Annotated in this window: 19 protein-coding genes and 1 tRNA gene; 6 read left to right on the top strand and 14 right to left on the bottom strand. The window is 59.1% G+C overall.

The window, feature by feature from the left end; genetic code table 11:
• Positions 1 to 146: 146 nt before the first annotated feature.
• The 6 genes from QEP12_RS16575 to cysS all read right to left on the bottom strand — a co-directional run bounded on the left by QEP12_RS16575 (position 147) and on the right by cysS (position 5,910).
• A tRNA-Ser gene (locus QEP12_RS16575) sits at positions 147 to 239 on the bottom strand.
• A gap of 62 nt (positions 240 to 301) precedes the next feature.
• A complete protein-coding gene (locus tag QEP12_RS16570; protein ID WP_174862564.1) occupies positions 302 to 1,567 on the bottom strand; it encodes an aspartate kinase in 1,266 nt (421 codons plus the stop codon).
• A gap of 103 nt (positions 1,568 to 1,670) precedes the next feature.
• The gene (tilS, locus tag QEP12_RS16565; RefSeq protein ID WP_284214959.1) at positions 1,671 to 2,618 is read right to left on the bottom strand and encodes a tRNA lysidine(34) synthetase TilS; all 948 of its coding nucleotides are present in this window, start codon (positions 2,616 to 2,618) and stop codon (positions 1,671 to 1,673) included.
• A 216-nt stretch (positions 2,619 to 2,834) separates the two neighbouring features.
• Positions 2,835 to 3,806 (bottom strand): acetyl-CoA carboxylase carboxyltransferase subunit alpha, encoded by a 972-nt coding sequence (locus QEP12_RS16560; protein ID WP_219164188.1) that lies wholly within the window; start codon positions 3,804 to 3,806, stop codon positions 2,835 to 2,837.
• A gap of 46 nt (positions 3,807 to 3,852) precedes the next feature.
• Complete coding sequence (locus QEP12_RS16555; RefSeq protein WP_174862563.1) at positions 3,853 to 4,509, bottom strand: DNA-3-methyladenine glycosylase family protein; 657 nt, start codon at positions 4,507 to 4,509, stop codon at positions 3,853 to 3,855.
• Between the two features lie 21 nt (positions 4,510 to 4,530).
• Complete coding sequence (gene cysS / locus QEP12_RS16550) at positions 4,531 to 5,910, bottom strand: cysteine--tRNA ligase (RefSeq protein ID WP_284214958.1); 1,380 nt, start codon at positions 5,908 to 5,910, stop codon at positions 4,531 to 4,533.
• Between the two features lie 193 nt (positions 5,911 to 6,103).
• Between cysS and QEP12_RS16545 the strand changes: the two genes are divergently transcribed.
• The 5 genes from QEP12_RS16545 to QEP12_RS16525 all read left to right on the top strand — a co-directional run bounded on the left by QEP12_RS16545 (position 6,104) and on the right by QEP12_RS16525 (position 9,600).
• A complete protein-coding gene (locus QEP12_RS16545; protein ID WP_174862561.1) occupies positions 6,104 to 6,631 on the top strand; it encodes a tetratricopeptide repeat protein in 528 nt (175 codons plus the stop codon).
• Between the two features lie 101 nt (positions 6,632 to 6,732).
• Positions 6,733 to 7,317 (top strand): peptidylprolyl isomerase, encoded by a 585-nt coding sequence (locus QEP12_RS16540; protein WP_174862560.1) that lies wholly within the window; start codon positions 6,733 to 6,735, stop codon positions 7,315 to 7,317.
• Between the two features lie 51 nt (positions 7,318 to 7,368).
• The gene (locus QEP12_RS16535; protein WP_174862559.1) at positions 7,369 to 7,896 is read left to right on the top strand and encodes a peptidylprolyl isomerase; all 528 of its coding nucleotides are present in this window, start codon (positions 7,369 to 7,371) and stop codon (positions 7,894 to 7,896) included.
• A gap of 45 nt (positions 7,897 to 7,941) precedes the next feature.
• The gene (locus tag QEP12_RS16530; RefSeq protein WP_174862568.1) at positions 7,942 to 8,727 is read left to right on the top strand and encodes a UDP-2,3-diacylglucosamine diphosphatase; all 786 of its coding nucleotides are present in this window, start codon (positions 7,942 to 7,944) and stop codon (positions 8,725 to 8,727) included.
• Between the two features lie 15 nt (positions 8,728 to 8,742).
• Positions 8,743 to 9,600 (top strand): M90 family metallopeptidase, encoded by an 858-nt coding sequence (locus QEP12_RS16525; RefSeq protein ID WP_284214957.1) that lies wholly within the window; start codon positions 8,743 to 8,745, stop codon positions 9,598 to 9,600.
• 36 nt (positions 9,601 to 9,636) lie between these two features.
• Here QEP12_RS16525 and QEP12_RS16520 read toward each other — a convergent pair whose 3' ends face one another.
• The 8 genes from QEP12_RS16520 to QEP12_RS16485 all read right to left on the bottom strand — a co-directional run bounded on the left by QEP12_RS16520 (position 9,637) and on the right by QEP12_RS16485 (position 14,431).
• On the bottom strand, positions 9,637 to 9,930 hold the full coding sequence (locus tag QEP12_RS16520; protein ID WP_174862558.1) for an HP1242/YdcH family protein: 294 nt from the start codon (positions 9,928 to 9,930) through the stop codon (positions 9,637 to 9,639).
• A 150-nt stretch (positions 9,931 to 10,080) separates the two neighbouring features.
• Positions 10,081 to 10,311 carry an HP1242/YdcH family protein gene (locus QEP12_RS16515; RefSeq protein ID WP_312425927.1) on the bottom strand — a complete coding sequence of 77 codons (231 nt, stop codon included), beginning with the start codon at positions 10,309 to 10,311 and terminating at the stop codon, positions 10,081 to 10,083.
• Between the two features lie 159 nt (positions 10,312 to 10,470).
• A complete protein-coding gene (locus QEP12_RS16510; RefSeq protein ID WP_284214956.1) occupies positions 10,471 to 11,139 on the bottom strand; it encodes an alpha/beta hydrolase in 669 nt (222 codons plus the stop codon).
• A 109-nt stretch (positions 11,140 to 11,248) separates the two neighbouring features.
• Positions 11,249 to 12,103, bottom strand: coding sequence for a DODA-type extradiol aromatic ring-opening family dioxygenase (locus QEP12_RS16505; RefSeq protein WP_284214955.1), 855 nt, complete (start codon positions 12,101 to 12,103; stop codon positions 11,249 to 11,251).
• Positions 12,104 to 12,195: 92 nt separating this feature from the next.
• Positions 12,196 to 12,594, bottom strand: a complete 399-nt coding sequence (gene arfB / locus QEP12_RS16500; RefSeq protein ID WP_174862556.1) for an alternative ribosome rescue aminoacyl-tRNA hydrolase ArfB — start codon at positions 12,592 to 12,594, stop codon at positions 12,196 to 12,198.
• Between the two features lie 6 nt (positions 12,595 to 12,600).
• Complete coding sequence (locus QEP12_RS16495) at positions 12,601 to 13,524, bottom strand: alpha/beta fold hydrolase (protein ID WP_284214954.1); 924 nt, start codon at positions 13,522 to 13,524, stop codon at positions 12,601 to 12,603.
• Between the two features lie 36 nt (positions 13,525 to 13,560).
• Positions 13,561 to 14,007, bottom strand: coding sequence for a type II 3-dehydroquinate dehydratase (aroQ, locus tag QEP12_RS16490; protein ID WP_174862553.1), 447 nt, complete (start codon positions 14,005 to 14,007; stop codon positions 13,561 to 13,563).
• A gap of 79 nt (positions 14,008 to 14,086) precedes the next feature.
• Entirely contained in the window at positions 14,087 to 14,431 is a 345-nt protein-coding gene (locus QEP12_RS16485; RefSeq protein WP_246254009.1) for a hypothetical protein, read from the bottom strand.
• 155 nt (positions 14,432 to 14,586) lie between these two features.
• Between QEP12_RS16485 and QEP12_RS16480 the strand changes: the two genes are divergently transcribed.
• Positions 14,587 to 16,398 (top strand): glutamine--tRNA ligase/YqeY domain fusion protein, encoded by a 1,812-nt coding sequence (locus QEP12_RS16480; RefSeq protein WP_284214953.1) that lies wholly within the window; start codon positions 14,587 to 14,589, stop codon positions 16,396 to 16,398.
• Positions 16,399 to 16,606: the final 208 nt, after the last annotated feature.

The raw sequence follows: 16,606 nt of genomic DNA, 5'->3' as shown, positions 1-16,606 counted from the left end.
CTGCTTGAAATTTCTTTCAAGCTTGACTCGCTGCGATCAGCGAAGCCTTGTATTGTAGCACCAATTTCTTTCTACCAAGTCAAAAATTTGAAAAATCTCTGATTTTTACCCAGAAAACAAGGGGTTTTACAACCCCTTGTTTGATCTGGCGGAAACGGAGGGATTCGAACCCTCGATGAGGCTCTACACCCCATACTCCCTTAGCAGGGGAGCACCTTCGGCCACTCGGTCACGTTTCCGGAATGACGTTATTGTAAGCAGCTTTTTGGGCTGTTTTTGTAAAGTCGCGTAATTTTTTAAATTATTCGCTCTTATCCAAGCCGAATGCCGTGTGCAGCGAGCGCACAGCCAGTTCCAGATACTTCTCATCGATCACAACCGATGTCTTGATCTCAGAGGTGGAGATCATCTGGATATTCACGCCTTCTTGGCTCAGCGCACGGAACATGGTGGACGCCACACCCACGTGGCTGCGCATGCCAATACCGACAATGCTGACCTTGGCGATGTTGGGGTTGCCCACAACTTCCGAAGCACCCAGAGCAGGAGCCACCTTGTCGCGCAGCAACTCCAGTGCACGCTGGTAGTCACCTTGGTTCACGGTAAAGGAGAAATCAGTCTTGCCATCCTTGGAGATGTTTTGAATGATGACGTCGACTTCAATATTAGCATCCGCCACAGGCCCCAGGATGCCAGCGGCAATACCTGGGGTGTCGGGCACGCCGAGCACGGATATCTTGGCTTCGCCACGGTTGAATGCGATGCCAGAAACGACGGCCTTTTCCATTTTTTCGTCTTCCTCAAAAGTAATCAGGGTGCCGGACTTGGACTCTTCGGCCAAGTCGATGTCCCATGGCGTGAAGCTGGAGAGCACGCGCATAGGCACTTTGTACTTGCCTGCAAATTCCACCGAACGGATTTGCAGCACCTTGGAGCCCAGGCTGGCCATCTCCAGCATTTCTTCAAAGCTCACGGTGTTCAGGCGCTTGGCTGCCGGAACTACGCGAGGGTCTGTGGTGTACACGCCATCCACATCGGTATAGATCAGGCATTCATTGGCCTTCATCGCCGCAGCCACGGCCACGGCCGATGTATCCGAGCCACCTCGCCCCAGCGTGGTGATATGGCCTTCAGGGTTGATGCCTTGAAAGCCTGTAATCACCACCACACGACCTGCATCCAGATCTTTGCGTACACGCGCGTCATCGATCGACTCAATGCGGGCTTTGGTGTAGCTGCTGTCGGTACGCACCGGCACTTGCCAGCCCGCATAACTCACTGCCTCGACACCCTCTGCCTGCAGGGCAATCGCCAGCAGTGCGGAAGAGGCTTGCTCGCCGGTGGCGGCCAGCATATCCAGCTCGCGGTAGTAAGAAGTCTGTGCGGCGCTGGGCGCCAGCTCACTGGCAAGACCCAGCAGACGATTGGTTTCGCCACTCATGGCGCTGGGCACAACCACCATTTGGTGTCCTGCCCGAGCCCACTTGGCCACACGCTTGGCAACATTGCGAATGCGCTCGGGTGAGCCCATCGAGGTGCCGCCGTATTTATGAACGATCAGTGCCATTGGATATATGGGGTGACGAAACTGCTTGCCACGGCGCTGTTGGATGAAAGGCGTGTTTTGGCGCGCCGCCGGTTTTCGTGCTCAAAAAATTTGGGACCAAAACTCAGGGATTGTACCAACCGAGATTTGCACCTTTTCTTACGGCAAACCCGTAGCCCACTTTCAGATGAATGTGGTGCCCGCGCGTGCGACAGGCGGCGATCAGTTTCAGCAACTCCTGCAACTGTGCCGCACTAGGGGTGGTTTGGTGAAAGTGCAGCAACCAGTGGCGCAAAACGTTGGCTTGGCGTTCCGTACTCAGTTGCTGCAGCGCTTTGATATTAGGGGGCACGCCTACCACCTGCAAATCGGCCTGCGCCAGATCTTGCTGCAATTGTTTGGCATGCGCAGCATGGGCGCTGCTGCGCGCAAATGTGTCGCGAAACTGCGGAAAAACCTGCTCCAGCACGGGCAGCAACTGTGCACGGATGCGGTTGCGGGTGTAGCTGGGGTCGGTATTGGTGGGGTCTTCCACCCACGCGATGTGGTGCGCTTTCAGCCAGGCCCGAATGTCTGGAGCACCCACACGCAGCAGTGGTCGGTACCAGTCCATGCCATCGCGCTGCCACTGCGCGGGCATGGCCGCCAAGCCTGCCACCCCTGCCCCACGCGACAACGCCAACAACAAGGTTTCGACCTGGTCGTCGGCATGCTGGGCCAAAGCGATGCTGGCCACAGGCTGCGCAAAAGCACTGCGCGCTTGCTCCACCAAGGCGCTGTAACGGTGGTGGCGCGCAGCCTCTTCCGGGCTTTGTCCGGCGCGGGGCCGCGCATCCACATGCGCTACCGCCAAAGGCACTTGCAGTGCGGCGCAGTTGGCGCGGCAGTGCGCCGCAAACCCATCGGCCGCCGCTTGCAAGCCATGGTGTACATGGATGGCCACAACCTGCCCCGGCCAGCGCTGTGCGCAAGCATGCAGCAAGGCGGTGGAATCTGCGCCACCGCTGTAGGCCACCGCCAGCGGCAATACCGGCGCAAACACTTGCATCGCCTGATCAACTGAAACCGTCACCTCATTACCTTTAATTTAGGAGCTAGCAGCGCTTATGAAATAAAGATTTCAGCATCCAACAACATTGGAAATCTTTAAATACAAGCGCTAACAGCTATCAAAAAATGTGGATTCCCCATCAGCTCGCGCAAAGCGCCCAACAAAAAGGCCCCGCAGGGCCATTTCAGTGTGCTGTAGCGCAGCTTGTCATGCAAACCACGCTGCGCTGCGCGCGCATTAGCTGGCTTTGGTGTCGGTGAAACGACCGTAGCTTTGCAGACGCTCGTAACGACGGTCTTGCAGCTCCTGGGGCTTCAAGTCCGACAACTGGCGCCACGCATCATTCAGCGCACGCTTGAGCAAGCTGCCCATGTGCTTGTGGTCGCGGTGCGCACCACCCACAGGCTCGTTCACAATTTTGTCGACCAAACCCAGCGCCTTCAGGCGGTGGGCGGTGATGCCCATGGCTTCTGCAGCCAACTCTGCCTTCTCGCCGGTCTTCCACAGGATGGAAGCGCAACCTTCGGGGCTGATCACCGAGTACACCGAGTACTGCAGCATCAACACCTGGTCGGCCACCGAAATCGCCAGCGCACCGCCTGAGCCACCTTCACCAATCACGGTGGTGATGATGGGGGTTTGCAACTGGGCCATTTCGTAGATGTTGCGGCCAATTGCTTCGGACTGGCTGCGCTCTTCCGCATCAATGCCAGGGAAAGCGCCCGGCGTATCCACAAAGGTGAAAACGGGCAGCTTGAACTTCTCGGCCGTCTTCATCAGACGCAGCGCCTTACGATAGCCTTCGGGCTTGGTCATGCCAAAGTTGCGCAGCGCGCGCTCCTTGGTGTCACGCCCTTTTTGATGGCCAATCACCATGCAAGGCTGACCGTTAAAGCGCGCCAAGCCACCGACGATGGATTTGTCATCCGCAAAATGGCGGTCACCGTGCATTTCGACAAAGTCGGTAAAGCACTCGCGCACATAGTCCAGCGTGTAAGGGCGCTCAGGGTGGCGCGCAATCTTGGTGATCTGCCAGGGGGTCAGGTCACTGTAGATGTCCTTGGTGAGCTGGTTGCTCTTTTTGCTGAGTTGATCGATCTCATCCGAGATATCCACTGCATTTTCCGTCTGCACATAACGCAGTTCTTCGATTTTGGCTTCGAGTTCAGCAATCGGCTGTTCAAAGTCCAGAAAGGTTTTTTTCGCCAAGTTATTTCTCCTTGTCCCGGCCTGCGCGATGGGGCCTAGGAATTATTCAATAGGCCACAGGCTGCGGGTCGAGCGAGCGCCAAATATACCAAGTTGCCACGGTGCACCAAGGCTTCCAAGCCTCAGCAACTTCTCGGGCATCACTGCGACTCACAGGATCGTCCGAAAAATAGCTCTGGCTAATGCCCTTGAGCAAACCCACGTCATCCAAAGGCAAAACATTGGGCCGCAGCAGGTAAAAAATCAAAAACATCTCCGCCGTCCAGCGGCCAATGCCACGGATGGCGGTAAGTTCCGCAATGATGGATTCATCGTCCATCTGCGCCCAACTTTGCACATGCAAACGGTTTTCCGTGAAGTGCAACGCCAGATCGACCAGATAGTCCACCTTGCGCGCTGACAGACCTGCGCCACGCATGTCATCGATTTTCAGCAGCAACACTTGCGTGGGTGTGATTTCGGGCAGCAGCGCACTAAAACGCTTCCAAATGGATGCAGCAGATTTCACCGAAACCTGCTGCCCCACGATGGAGCGCGCCAGTGTAATGAAAGGATCACCCCGCGTTTGCAAGGCTTCTGCGCTGAACTGGGGAATCAGGCGGCGCATGACCCGGTCTTTTTTGACCAGATGTTTGCATGCTTCAGCCCAGTAAGCAGGCGCATGGGCAGGCGGCAGAGACAACTCTTTGGGAGAGGGAGACATAAAGCAATGCACACTCAGTGTTTACTGAGCGGCCTCCCAGGTGGTGCCTGCAGCCGAGTCTTTGAGCACAATGCCCTGCTCTAGCAGCGCCTTGCGAATGCGATCAGCCTCGGCCCAGTTCTTGTCGGCCTTGGCCGCAGCACGGGCAGCAATTTCCGCCTCAATCGCCACCACATCAACGCCTGCTGCACCGGCTTGCAAAAACTTTTGCGCATCGTCTTGCAGCAACCCCAAGCACGCCGCCAAGGCTTTGAGCATGCCTGCCACTTCGGGCGATTGGGTGCGATTGACTTCACCGGCCAAATCAAACAATACGGCCACTGCTTCGGGCGTGCCAAAGTCTTCGTCCATCGCCGCCTTAAAGCGAGCGGCGTAAGGATTGCTCCAGTCAATCTGCACATCAGCGGGCTGTACCAAGCTCAAGGCGGTGTACAGGCGCTTCAAGGCATTGCGCGCATCATCCAAATGCACATCTGAATAATTCAGCGGGCTGCGGTAGTGGCTGCGCACCACAAAGAAACGCACGGTTTCCGCGTCGTATTCCTTGAGCACATCGCGGATGGTGAAGAAGTTGCCCAGCGACTTGGACATCTTTTCGTTATCGACGTTGATAAAACCGTTGTGCATCCACGTTTGCGCAAACGGCTTGCCCGTGGCGCCTTCGCTTTGCGCGATTTCATTTTCGTGGTGCGGGAACTGCAAGTCTGCGCCACCGCCATGGATGTCAAAGCTTTCGCCCAACATCTCACAGCCCATGGCCGAGCATTCAATGTGCCAACCGGGGCGACCTTCACCAAAGGGGCTTTGCCATTTCACATCGGCGGGCTCGTCGGCCTTGGCCGATTTCCACAACACGAAGTCCAGCGGGTCGTGCTTGCCGTCTTGCACGGCCACGCGCTCACCCGCATTCAATTCATCCAGCGATTTGCCCGACAACTTGCCGTAGCCGGGGAACTTGCGCACGGCATAGTTCACATCGCCATTGCCTGCTTGGTAGGCTAGGCCTTTTTGCTGCAACGCGCCAATCATGCGCAGCATTTGGGGCACGTATTCGGTGGCACGTGGCTCGTGGGTGGGGCGTTCAATGCCCAGCGCATCGGCATCCTGGTGCAGCGCGTCGATCATGCGATCGGTCAGGCTGCGGATGGTTTCACCGTTTTCCACGGCGCGCTTGATGATCTTGTCGTCAATATCCGTGATATTGCGCACATAGGTCACACGGTAGCCACTGGCGCGCAGCCAGCGCTGCACCACGTCGAACGCCACCATGGAACGGGCATGGCCCAGATGGCAGAGGTCGTACACGGTCATGCCGCACACATACATGCGCACATGACCGGGTTCTAGCGGCGAAAACGCTTCCAATGCACGCGACAGCGTGTTGTAGATACGCAAACTCATGGGGTGTCAGAAACGGAAGATTGGGTGGAGCTGCAGCTGCATCAACGGCGCAGCAAAGTCTCCATGTAGCCGGGACAAGGCCTGCGCACACAGGAGTGCCAACGCCAAACGCCAGCACACCCCTCAGCTACAATCTTGCGCAGTATAAGCCCGCCACGCTGGCGGACTCCTGTCGCCCTTGGAAAGCACCTACATGCCCATCACCCTCCGCCCTCGATCCCTGTTGCGCCTGCTGGCTCTGTCTGGTTGTTTGATCGCAGGTGTCGCGCAGGCCGATATGTATGGCGATGTTGCGACGTTGGCCAAGTCGGGCAACACTGCTGAAGCGATTGCCAAGGCCGACCAATACCTCGCCAGCAATCCGCGCGATCCGCAAATGCGTTTCCTCAAAGGCGTGGCCCAATCCAAGGCAGGTGACTGGGCGGCAGCCACCAGCACCTTCCAGGCGCTGATTGAGGAGTACCCCGAGCTGCCGGAGCCGTACAACAATCTGGCCGTCATTTACGCCAGCCAAAACCAGCTGGACAAGGCTCGCAGCGCACTGGAAATGGCGGTGCGCAACAACCCCAACTACGCTGTGGCGCACGAAAACCTGGGAGACATTTATGCCCGTTTGGCGCATGACTCCTACAGTCAGTCCCTCAAACTCAATAGCGCCAATCGCCCGCTGCGGCTCAAGTTGACCACGCTGACTGAAATGCTGCAGCCTGCGGCACGTTGATTGAACCTCTGCTGCAGCCCAGACTCCCACAAGCAAAGGCCAGCCAAGCTGGCCTTTGACTTTCGTTTTTTTGGATTGCTACATCTCTCAGGAGCCCTGCCATGACCTTGTCCCGCAGAACCGTTTCACTTTCTCTGGCCAGCTTGGTGTTGGCCAGTGTCAGCACTTGGGCCAGCGCCCAAAGCGCTGCCAATCCGCGCGTTAAGTTTGCAACCAGTCAAGGCGAGTTTGTGGTGGAGCTGGAGCCTGCCAAGGCCCCCAAAACCGTGGAAAATTTTTTGCAGTACGTGAATGACAAACACTACGAAGGCACCGTGTTTCACCGCGTGATTGATGGCTTCATGATCCAAGGCGGTGGCTTCACTGCCGACATGCAGCAAAAGCCCACACGCGCACCGATTCCGCTGGAAGCCAAGAATGGCCTGAAGAACGACCGCTACACCATTGCCATGGCGCGCACCGGCAACCCCAACTCGGCCACCTCGCAGTTCTATATCAACGTTGCCAACAACGACATGCTGAACGCCCCCAACCCCGACGGCCACGGCTACGCCGTATTTGGCAAGGTGGTGCAAGGCCAAGCCGTGATTGACAAAATCCGTACCGTGCCTACAGGCAACCGCGGCATGCACCAGAATGTTCCGGTCTCGGCCGTCACCATTACTTCTGCCACCGTGTTGAAGTAACCACGGCTTGCCGCCTATTCATTTTTCTCCCCTTTTTTAGAAAGTTGTCCCATGAGCAACCCTCAAGTTGAACTGCACGTCACCATCAATGTGGCAGACACCGCCACCCAAGGCGTGATCACCCTCGAGCTGGACGCAGTGAATGCCCCCAAGTCGACCGAAAACTTCTTGAATTACGTCAAGAACGACTTCTACAACGGCACCATCTTTCACCGCGTGATCAAGAACTTCATGATCCAAGGCGGCGGCTTCACTGCTGACATGAAGCAAAAGCCCACCAACGACCCCATCGAAAACGAAGCCAAGAACGGCCTGAAGAACGCCAAGTACAGCATCGCCATGGCTCGCACCAGCGACCCACACAGCGCCACGGCCCAGTTCTTCATCAACACCGTGGACAACGACTTCCTGAATCACACTGCGCCCTCCGCCCAAGGCTGGGGCTATGCCGTGTTTGGCAAGGTGGTCAAGGGCGAAGACATTGTGGATGCCATCAAAAAAGTGCGTACCACCCGCAAGGGCTTCCACGACGACGTGCCTTTTGACACCGTGGTGATCGACAAGGCCGTGGCCCTGTAATTTGCCCCCATGCAACCGTTGAAACTTGCATCGCAAGCAACGGACATGAATTCGACCGTGCCCGCCATGCCCGAGCTGATTGCTCCTGCGCACTGGCACACGGTCGAATTTATTTCCGACCTGCACCTTGACCCCAGCGAGCCTGCCACCGTGCAGGCCTGGCGTGACTATCTGGCCTCTAGCACGGCAGACGCCATCTTTTTGCTGGGCGATATTTTTGAAGTCTGGGTCGGTGACGACGCCTTGCTAGAACCTGGTAGTTTTGAAGCCAAATGTGCCGCAACCCTAAGGGCAGCAAGCGCGAAGCGCTCCTTGTTTTTCATGGTGGGCAACCGCGACTTTCTGGCCGGTGATGCGTTCTTGCACGCCACGGGCATGACCGGGCTGGCCGACCCCACCGTATTGGTCTGGGGCCAGCGCCGCATCGTGTTGAGCCATGGCGATGCCCTGTGCCTGGACGATGTGGAGTACCAGCAATTTCGCACCCTCAGCCGCTCGGCGGCCTGGCAGCAGCAATTGCTCAGCCAGCCACTGGCAGTACGCCGTGCGATTGGTAAGTCGGCCCGCTCAGAAAGCGAGCAGCGCAAGCAATCGGGCGCGCCGTATGCCGACGCCGATAGCGCCATGGCCAGCGACTGGCTCGAACAAGCCCAGGCGCAATGGCTTATTCATGGCCACACCCACCGCCCCGGCGACCACGCTCTGCCGCCCGGTGCCGCAGGCCAAGCACGCACGCGCATTGTGCTGAGTGACTGGCACATTGACGGCCATTCGCACCGCGCCGAGGTATTGCGCGTCACGCCACAAAGCTGGCAGCGCGTGCCGCTCTAGCCTAGCGAGCCCGTCATGTGGAAAGCACTTTCTGACTGGCTGCGCCGGTGGCGCTTTCGCCCCTTTGGGGCGCCGCCAGAAATCCCCCCGGCGCTGTGGCAGTCGACGCTGCAAGCGTTGCCTTTCTTGCAGCAACTGTCTGCCACCGAGCAACAGCAATTGAAAGCGCTGTGCGCCCATTTTTTGCAGCGCAAGCAATTCACAGGCGCCCAAGGCCTCGTGATTACCGATGCCATGGCGCTGTCTATCGCAGCGCAGGCTTGCGTCTTGCTGATCCACTGGGGTACGCCCCCGCAGGCGCTGCGCTGGTATGACGATTTTGTCGGCATCATTGTCTACCCCGCAGACATGCTGGCACGCCGCCATGTACGTGATGCCGCTGGGGTGGTGCACCACTACCAAGAAACGCTGATGGGCGAGGCCATGGAACGTGGCCCCATCTCCCTGAGCTGGTCTGCCGTACAGCGCGGCGGGCATGCGCAATGGGGTGTCAACAGCAATGTGGTGATCCATGAGTTTGCACACAAGCTGGACATGGCCAATGGCGGTGTCGATGGTTGCCCACCGTTGCCCGCCGGGTTCTTGGGCTACCACTCGGCTGCACAAGCAAGGCAACACTGGGCCGCAACGTGGCAGGCGGCCTATGCAGACTTTTGCGAAGCGCTGGCCGCCCACCAGCGCTTTGGCCAACCTGCACCGTGGCTTGACGCCTATGCGGCCACCGATCCGGCCGAGTTTTTTGCCGTAGCCTGCGAAGCATATTGGGTTGCACCCAGCGCATTTGCCCATGCCCTGCCCACCCTCACGCCCCTGCTGGATGCGTTGTTTCAGCGCCCAGACCGTGCCACTGCACCCCAAACAAAAGGCGCCTGAAGGCGCCTTGTCAGTCCAAGTGCATGCACCAGCGATTTATGCGCTGAGCCGCACCCCCGACATTTCGGCCAGCTTGGCCTGATCCATATAGTTCTTCTGCTGTTTCAGCGCCAATATGGGCTGTGCTTGCTGCAGCATGTGGTAAATCTCTTCTTTGACGGCCAGTTTCTGTTTTTTCAGGTTCTCAATTTGAACCTGCAGACTGGGCGACTTGCGCTGCACCAGCGCCTGCACCTCAGCATCCAGCGCGCTGTGTTTCTCGCACAAGCGGCTGAAGTTTTTATCGGTAGCGCGCAACTGCTCGATTTGTTCCTGGTACTGAGTGAACATAAGCTTCCTTTCGTCAACAACAGGTGGGGCAGCTATGCCACCCCAGGTGGGAAAATTGATTGTGAAGGCGGTGCAAGCACAAGGCTGTAACAGCCCTACGTGCTTGCGCAGAAATAAAAAAAGCACCCATCGGTGCTTTCCCAGGCTGGCTCAGGGGGCGTCAGCAGCCTCCTGGCGCAGCAGGCTGTAGAGCTGCTCTTTCAAGGCCAGTTTTTGCTTTTTCAGCGCATCAATTTCAATTTGAAAGGCGGGCGAGTGCTTGGACTCCAGTTGCTGCACTTCGTGATCAAGCAGATTGTGTTCCTCAAAAAGACGGCTGAAGTGCCGGTCCGTGGCGCGCAGGTGGGCGATTTGTTCGCGGTACTCAGGAAACATGCTCATCCTTTCTGAAGCTACGTAGACATCGTCTGCCGGACTCCGACACAAGTCAATGGCGGCACTACCAAGTCATTGTGCGCCCACGATGCAGCCAAAGTTTGCGCTATGTAAAAAGTGCATTATTTAGCACGCTAACCCTTGCCCCACCTGCACCAGCAGCTCTTATTTTTCAGACGCACTGGCCTGCTGGGCCAGCCACTGCATGCTGTCTTGCAGCTCTTGCGGATGAATGGTGTGCTGACAGGGGTATTCGCGGTAGCGCAACTCCAGCGGCAGCGTTTGCAAATGGTTGCGAATGGCGTGCGCGCTGGCCAGCGGGATGACCTGGTCTTGGGTGCCGTGGCTGATCCAAGCATGGCGACCTTGCAGCGCCGTGGCCGGGGCTTGCAAGGGCAGCACTTCAGGCAGCAAACGGCTGTGCCACACGCAAATGCCGTGCAGCAACGCAGGCTGGGTCAGCAACAGGCTCAAGCTCATAATGCCCCCCTGGCTAAAGCCACCCACAATCACCCGCTCGGCGGGAACGCCCAGCTGGGCGCTGGCAGCAGCCACAGTCTGCGCCACCAAGGCACGGCTGTGCCGTTCTTGGTTTTCGTCAATCTGGCGCGTACCGTCTGCGGCGACCGAGAACATGAACCATGCAAATGCATTCGGCCCCATGGGGTGCGGGGCCTGCAAGCTCAGCACGTGGTATTGCGGCGGTACAGCGTCTGACAAGCCAAACAAATCTTGCGCATTGCTGCCCACACCGTGCATCAGCACCAGCAGCCACGGTTGCTGCGCGCCCGCCTGTGCTGGGCGGTACAAAGCATTCAAGGGAAGTTTCAACATCGCGTTATCTTTCTGCAGCGAGCCAGGGCGACTGCCACACCGCTTTAAGGTATTTCAATTTAATAAAAATGCCTCTAACGCTTATGCAGCAAGCGCTAGCAGCTATCAATTAATCATTTTGCAGGGCAAATGCATCCATGGCCAGCATGCCGTGCATCACTTCTCGGCTCAGGTAGTGGGGCTTTGCGCCTGCCCCCCCAGCGCCCAAGGCAAAGTACAGCGGCAAAAAGTGCTCATCGGTGGGGTGGGCACGCAGCGCATGGGGGGCACTTTGCTGCCAGTCCAGCAGCGTATCGATCTGGCCCGCTTGCAATTGCATTTCCACCCAGCGACTGAATTCCACCACGTAGTCGGCCGCCTGCTGCTGCCCGCCAAAAAATTCGCGCAGGTTGTGCGTCATGCTACCGCTGCCAATGATGAGCACGCCTTGCGCGCGCAGACTCTGCAGAGCCTGGCCGAGGGCGTACACCGCGTGCGCATCAGCGCCCACGGGCAGCGCCACCTGCACCACAGGCACGTCGGCCTGCGGAAAGAGGTGCATCAGTGGCACCCATACACCGTGATCCAAGGGGCGACGCACGTCGGCTTCTGCGGCAATACCTGCTTGCTGCAAAGCCCCCAGCACCTCCTGCGCCAAAGCCGGCGCGCCTGGGGCGGGGTACTGCAAGGTGTACAGCTGTGGGGGAAAACCACCAAAATCGTGCCAGGTCTCAGGCTGCGGGTTGCTCATCACCCGCACGCCGCGCGCCATCCAGTGCGGCGACATGATGACCACCCCGCGCAGCTGCGGATAGCGCGCCCGCAGGTCTTGGCCCCAGTGGGTAAGCGCTGGCCCGGTGTCGCCGGCTTCCAAGGCAAACATGGGCGAGCCGTGCGACACAAACAGCACCGGCAAAGGTGCAGGGTTGGACGAGGCAAACGAAGCTGACGAAGCAGGCAGCGAGGATGAAGCAATGTGGGTCATGCAGGCTATCTTAGGCTGTCCCACTTAGAAAACTAGTTAGCCCAACAAGCACTCACTGTCTCAAATATCAAACCAATCTATCCTCCAAGCCATCACCAGTCCACTTTGCCGCGCAACACCTTGGTGGCTCCTGCGCGCTTTTTGCCCTCAACGCGACGTTTTTGCGAGGCTCTGGTGGGCTTGGTGGCTTTGCGGGCCTTGGGCACATAGGCTGCTTGCGCAATCAGGGCATGCAGACGCTGCATGGCGTCTTGCAGATTCAGCTCTTGCGTGCGGTGGCTTTGCGCTTTGATGACCACCACGCCGCCTTGGGTGATGCGCTGGTCAGCGCATGCCAGCAACTGCGCTTTCAGTTCGTCAGGCAATGACGAGGCAGGCACATCGAAACGCAAATGCACGGCGCTGGAGACTTTGTTGACGTTTTGCCCGCCCGCACCTTGGGCGCGCACCGCCGTCCAAGTGACTTCTGCAGGCTCCAGTTTCCAGTGCATGGGGGCTTAGGCCGCCAGCAAAGGCAGCAGCGCTGCGTGAAATGCCGCAGGACTTTCGTACTGCACCCAGTGGCCTGCACCTGCAATGCGCTGCATGCCTTGCCAATGGCGGGCATGGGCAGCCATCAAACGCTCCACCTCATCCAACGTACCAGGGTACAGCGCATCACAGCCGCCATAAATGGCCGCCACCGGGCACTCCACCTGCGCCAGTGCGCGCACCAGCACATCGGTGCTGGAGATGCGGCGGCGCGGCAGCTGATCGCGCTGCACATTCGCCACATGCAGCGCGACGGTGTTGCGGTCAATCACGCTGTGGTCATGCAGCATCAGCTCGCCCAAATTGAACACATGGTTGCGCAACTGCTCGCGTGGCTCAGGCAGATGGCGCCAGCCTTTGAGACGGAATGGGTGCTTGTTTGTCAGCCCGATCCCCGGGGCACCCACCACCACCAATTGCTGTACCAGATGCGGATAGGCAGCAGCCAGCATGCCTGCTGTCATCCCGCCAAATGAAAAACCCACAAGACGTACAGTTTGCAGCGGGAAAAGCGCTTGCAGCATATCGGCCAGCACGGGCAGCATGCCGTCGGCATCCACCACGCCCGGCGGCACGTCCGAGGCACCAAACCCCGGCAAATCCACGGCCCACAGGTCATGCCCCGTGTCCAGCAGCGGGCCGATGCTGCGCACCCAATGCGTCCAGCTGCCACTGCCGCCGTGCAACAGCACCAGCGGCGCCAAGCCATTGGGCTGCGCAGGCACCCAGTGGTGCAATACCGTGCTTCCCCCTGCGTGGGCATGTGCGATGCGCTGCGCTCTCGCTTGCCAGTCCAACACTTCGGTGCTTTGCACCCGCCCTGCAGCCATCTCGGCATCGCCTGCTGTATCGGCAGGCCACGGCAATCCAACCGTTTCGTCGTCACTCACCTGCTTGCTCCCTGTTTCACGCTGCGTTGCGCAGCATCACCACTGCGCCACGGCATCCACCGCCAGCGCATAACCGGGCACTCCCAGGCCACAGACCACTGCACGCGCTACGGGTGACAGGTAAGAGTGGTGGCGGAATGCCTCGCGCGCATGCACATTGCTGATGTGCAGCTCCAGCAGCGGCACGCCCGTGCCTTTGACGGCATCCATCAAGGCAATGCTGGTGTGGGTATAGGCGCCGGCGTTGAAGATCAGGCCCGCCAATTCGCCTTGGGCATGCAACTGGCCCGCCTCATGGATCCAGTCAATCAGCTGCCCCTCATGGTTGCTCTGGTGAAACCGCAGCACCAAACCGTGGCGCGCAGCCGCCTGCGCACACAGGTTTTGCACATCCGTCAGTGTTTGCGCGCCATACACCGCGGGTTCACGCGTACCCAGCAGGTTCAAGTTCGGGCCATTCAAGACAAATACGGTTTTCGCCATTGCAGCAACTCTTAGAAACAACAAGAGCCGCGATTATGCGGCTCTTGTATGGCGACCTCAGGCCACCCACGCCCAGCGATCAATCATCGTCGTAATCGCGGTAGTGGTGCTTGTGATAGCGCTTGTACTCTTTGCGGTATTGTTTATAGGCCTTTTTATGGTGGTGCGGCGGTGGCCCCCAATACCCTATCGCGGCCGGCGGCGGGTAATAAGCAACTGGCGGGGGAACCGGGTGGTAGTAATGCACACGGGGCGGTGGGGGCGGCGGTGGCATCACATAAACCGGTGCTCCCGGTACATGAATACCCACGGAAATTCCCACATTTCCGGCGTGTGCACTGCCTGTTGACACAGCGGCCAACACGCCCAAGGCTGCCAAGCCGTGCGTCGCCCATTGGCGCATGGAAGTCAGGGCAAGGTTCATGTGGCGGTGTCCTTTCGTCGTTGTAGTTGCTGACTTAACGCCTGAGGGTAGGCCCAGGATGTCAAGCAAAGGGTAAAAGCTTGTATCGAATGGCAGAGGTTGCAACACCCGCAGTGCCTGCCCTTTGTTGCGAGGCGACCTACAATCGGTGGGATATGAGCACACCCGCCAACACCCACAACGAAAATGCAGAAGTGGTCAAACCCACCAACTTCCTGCGCCAAATCATTGAAGCCGACTTGGACAAAGGCACCCACGCCGGTCGCCATTGGGGCGGTAAACCTGGAGATGCGCAGCACCACCAGCAAGGCCAGGTGGACGTAGCCAAGATCCGCACCCGCTTCCCCCCCGAGCCCAATGGCTACCTGCACGTGGGCCATGCCAAGTCGATCTGCCTGAACTTCGGCCTGGCCAAGGACTACGGCGGTGTGTGCCACCTGCGCTTTGACGACACCAACCCCGAGAAGGAAGACCAGGAGTACGTGGACAGCATCAAGGATGCCGTCCAGTGGCTGGGCTTTGACTGGCAAGGAGCCAATGGCGAGAGCCACCTGTACTACGCCAGCAACTACTTCGACTTCATGCACCGCTGCGCGGTCTACCTGATCGAGCAGGGCTTGGCCTATGTGGACGAACAGTCCGCCGAAGACATGAAGGCCAACCGCGGGGATTTCACCCGCCCTGGCGTGAACAGCCCGTTCCGCGACCGCAGCGTGGCCGAGAACCTGCAGCGCTTTGCGGACATGAAGGCCGGCCTGCTGGCTGACGGTGCCGCCGTGCTGCGCGCCAAGATCGACATGAGCGCGCCCAACATTAACCTGCGCGACCCGGCCATCTACCGCGTGCGCCATGCCGAGCACCACAACACCGGCAACCAGTGGTGCATCTACCCGATGTACACCTTCGCCCACCCCATCGAGGACGCGCTGGAGCACATCACCCACTCCATCTGCACGCTGGAGTTTGAAGACCAGCGCCCCTTCTACGACTGGCTGCTGGACCACCTGCGCGAAGGTGGCCTGATTGCCGCGCCCCAGCCGCGCCAGTACGAATTCTCGCGCCTGAACCTGACCTATGTGGTGACTTCCAAGCGCAAGCTCAAGCACCTGGTGGACAACCATTTCGTGGTCGGCTGGGACGACCCCCGCATGCCCACCATCGTCGGCCTGCGCCGCCGGGGCTACACCCCTGCGTCCATCCGCAACTTCTGCGAGCGCATCGGCGTGACCAAGGACTACAGCTGGATCGACTACGCCACGCTGGATGGCTGCCTGCGCGAAGACCTGGAGAACCAGGCCCACCGCGCCATGGTGGTGCTGGACCCGGTCAAGCTGGAGCTGACCAACTGGGCCGAGGTGTTCGGCGATGCCGCGCACCTGGAAGCCTGCAGCCTGCCCGCCCTGCCCCACCACGCCGAAGGTGCCACCGTGCCGGAGCGCCACTTCACTCTGGGCCGCGAAGTGTGGATCGAGCGCGAGGACTTTGCCGAAGTGCCCCCCAAGGGCTACAAGCGCCTGTTCCCCGGCAACAAGGTGCGCCTGAAGGGCGGCTATGTGATCGAGTGCACGGGCTGCGAAAAGGATGCCGACGGCACCATCACCAAGGTGCTGGCCACCGCGGTGCCCGACACCAAGAGCGGCACCCCCGGCGCCGACAGCATCAAGGTCAAGGCCGCCATCACCTGGGTGGGCGTGGCCGACGGCCTGCAGGCCGAAGTGCGTCTGTACGACCGCCTGTTCACCGATGCGCAGCCCGACGCCGGTGGCAAGGACTTCCTGACCCTGCTGAACCCCGACAGCCTGAAGGTGGTGACCGCCTACGTCGAACCTTCGCTGAAGACCGCCCAGGCGGACGACAAGTTCCAGTTCGAGCGTTTTGGCTACTTTGTGGCCGACCGCAAAGACCACAGTGCGGCCAAGCCCGTGTTCAACAAGATCACCGGCTTGAAGGATTCGTGGGGCAAATAAAGCGCTGAGCGCTTCCCTCCCTCGCCCCCAAAGGCTGCTGCAAAGCAGCCTTTTTTGCGTGTGCCAACGCACTGCGCAGCACCCAAGGCTTATCCATAGAGTTTCATAAACCTTGTGTAACTACACAGGCTCATGGTGAAAGGCGTGCTTGCGCGCAAGCATTTGTAAGAAAAATGCAGGCTAGCGCTTGTGTTTGTTACGTGGGCAG

This window comes from Comamonas jiangduensis (genome assembly GCF_030162955.1).
In the GTDB taxonomy this organism is placed as follows: Bacteria; Pseudomonadota; Gammaproteobacteria; order Burkholderiales; family Burkholderiaceae_C; genus Comamonas; species Comamonas jiangduensis.
The sequence above is the reverse complement of the archived record's forward strand: the minus strand, read 5'-3'. Positions and strand labels throughout refer to the sequence as shown.

What these genes read in the sequence shown, in the direction of transcription:
- QEP12_RS16570 (WP_174862564.1), bottom strand. Translation starts at nt 1,567, where the DNA reads ATGGCACTGATCGTTCATAAATACGGCGGCACCTCGATGGGCTCACCC.
- QEP12_RS16555 (WP_174862563.1), bottom strand. Translation starts at nt 4,509, where the DNA reads ATGTCTCCCTCTCCCAAAGAGTTGTCTCTGCCGCCTGCCCATGCGCCT.
- cysS (WP_284214958.1), bottom strand. Translation starts at nt 5,910, where the DNA reads ATGAGTTTGCGTATCTACAACACGCTGTCGCGTGCATTGGAAGCGTTT.
- QEP12_RS16545 (WP_174862561.1), top strand. Translation starts at nt 6,104, where the DNA reads ATGCCCATCACCCTCCGCCCTCGATCCCTGTTGCGCCTGCTGGCTCTG.
- QEP12_RS16540 (WP_174862560.1), top strand. Translation starts at nt 6,733, where the DNA reads ATGACCTTGTCCCGCAGAACCGTTTCACTTTCTCTGGCCAGCTTGGTG.
- QEP12_RS16535 (WP_174862559.1), top strand. Translation starts at nt 7,369, where the DNA reads ATGAGCAACCCTCAAGTTGAACTGCACGTCACCATCAATGTGGCAGAC.
- QEP12_RS16530 (WP_174862568.1), top strand. Translation starts at nt 7,942, where the DNA reads ATGAATTCGACCGTGCCCGCCATGCCCGAGCTGATTGCTCCTGCGCAC.
- QEP12_RS16525 (WP_284214957.1), top strand. Translation starts at nt 8,743, where the DNA reads ATGTGGAAAGCACTTTCTGACTGGCTGCGCCGGTGGCGCTTTCGCCCC.
- QEP12_RS16520 (WP_174862558.1), bottom strand. Translation starts at nt 9,930, where the DNA reads ATGTTCACTCAGTACCAGGAACAAATCGAGCAGTTGCGCGCTACCGAT.
- QEP12_RS16515 (WP_312425927.1), bottom strand. Translation starts at nt 10,311, where the DNA reads ATGAGCATGTTTCCTGAGTACCGCGAACAAATCGCCCACCTGCGCGCC.
- QEP12_RS16510 (WP_284214956.1), bottom strand. Translation starts at nt 11,139, where the DNA reads ATGTTGAAACTTCCCTTGAATGCTTTGTACCGCCCAGCACAGGCGGGC.
- QEP12_RS16505 (WP_284214955.1), bottom strand. Translation starts at nt 12,103, where the DNA reads ATGACCCACATTGCTTCATCCTCGCTGCCTGCTTCGTCAGCTTCGTTT.
- arfB (WP_174862556.1), bottom strand. Translation starts at nt 12,594, where the DNA reads ATGCACTGGAAACTGGAGCCTGCAGAAGTCACTTGGACGGCGGTGCGC.
- aroQ (WP_174862553.1), bottom strand. Translation starts at nt 14,007, where the DNA reads ATGGCGAAAACCGTATTTGTCTTGAATGGCCCGAACTTGAACCTGCTG.
- QEP12_RS16485 (WP_246254009.1), bottom strand. Translation starts at nt 14,431, where the DNA reads ATGAACCTTGCCCTGACTTCCATGCGCCAATGGGCGACGCACGGCTTG.
- QEP12_RS16480 (WP_284214953.1), top strand. Translation starts at nt 14,587, where the DNA reads ATGAGCACACCCGCCAACACCCACAACGAAAATGCAGAAGTGGTCAAA.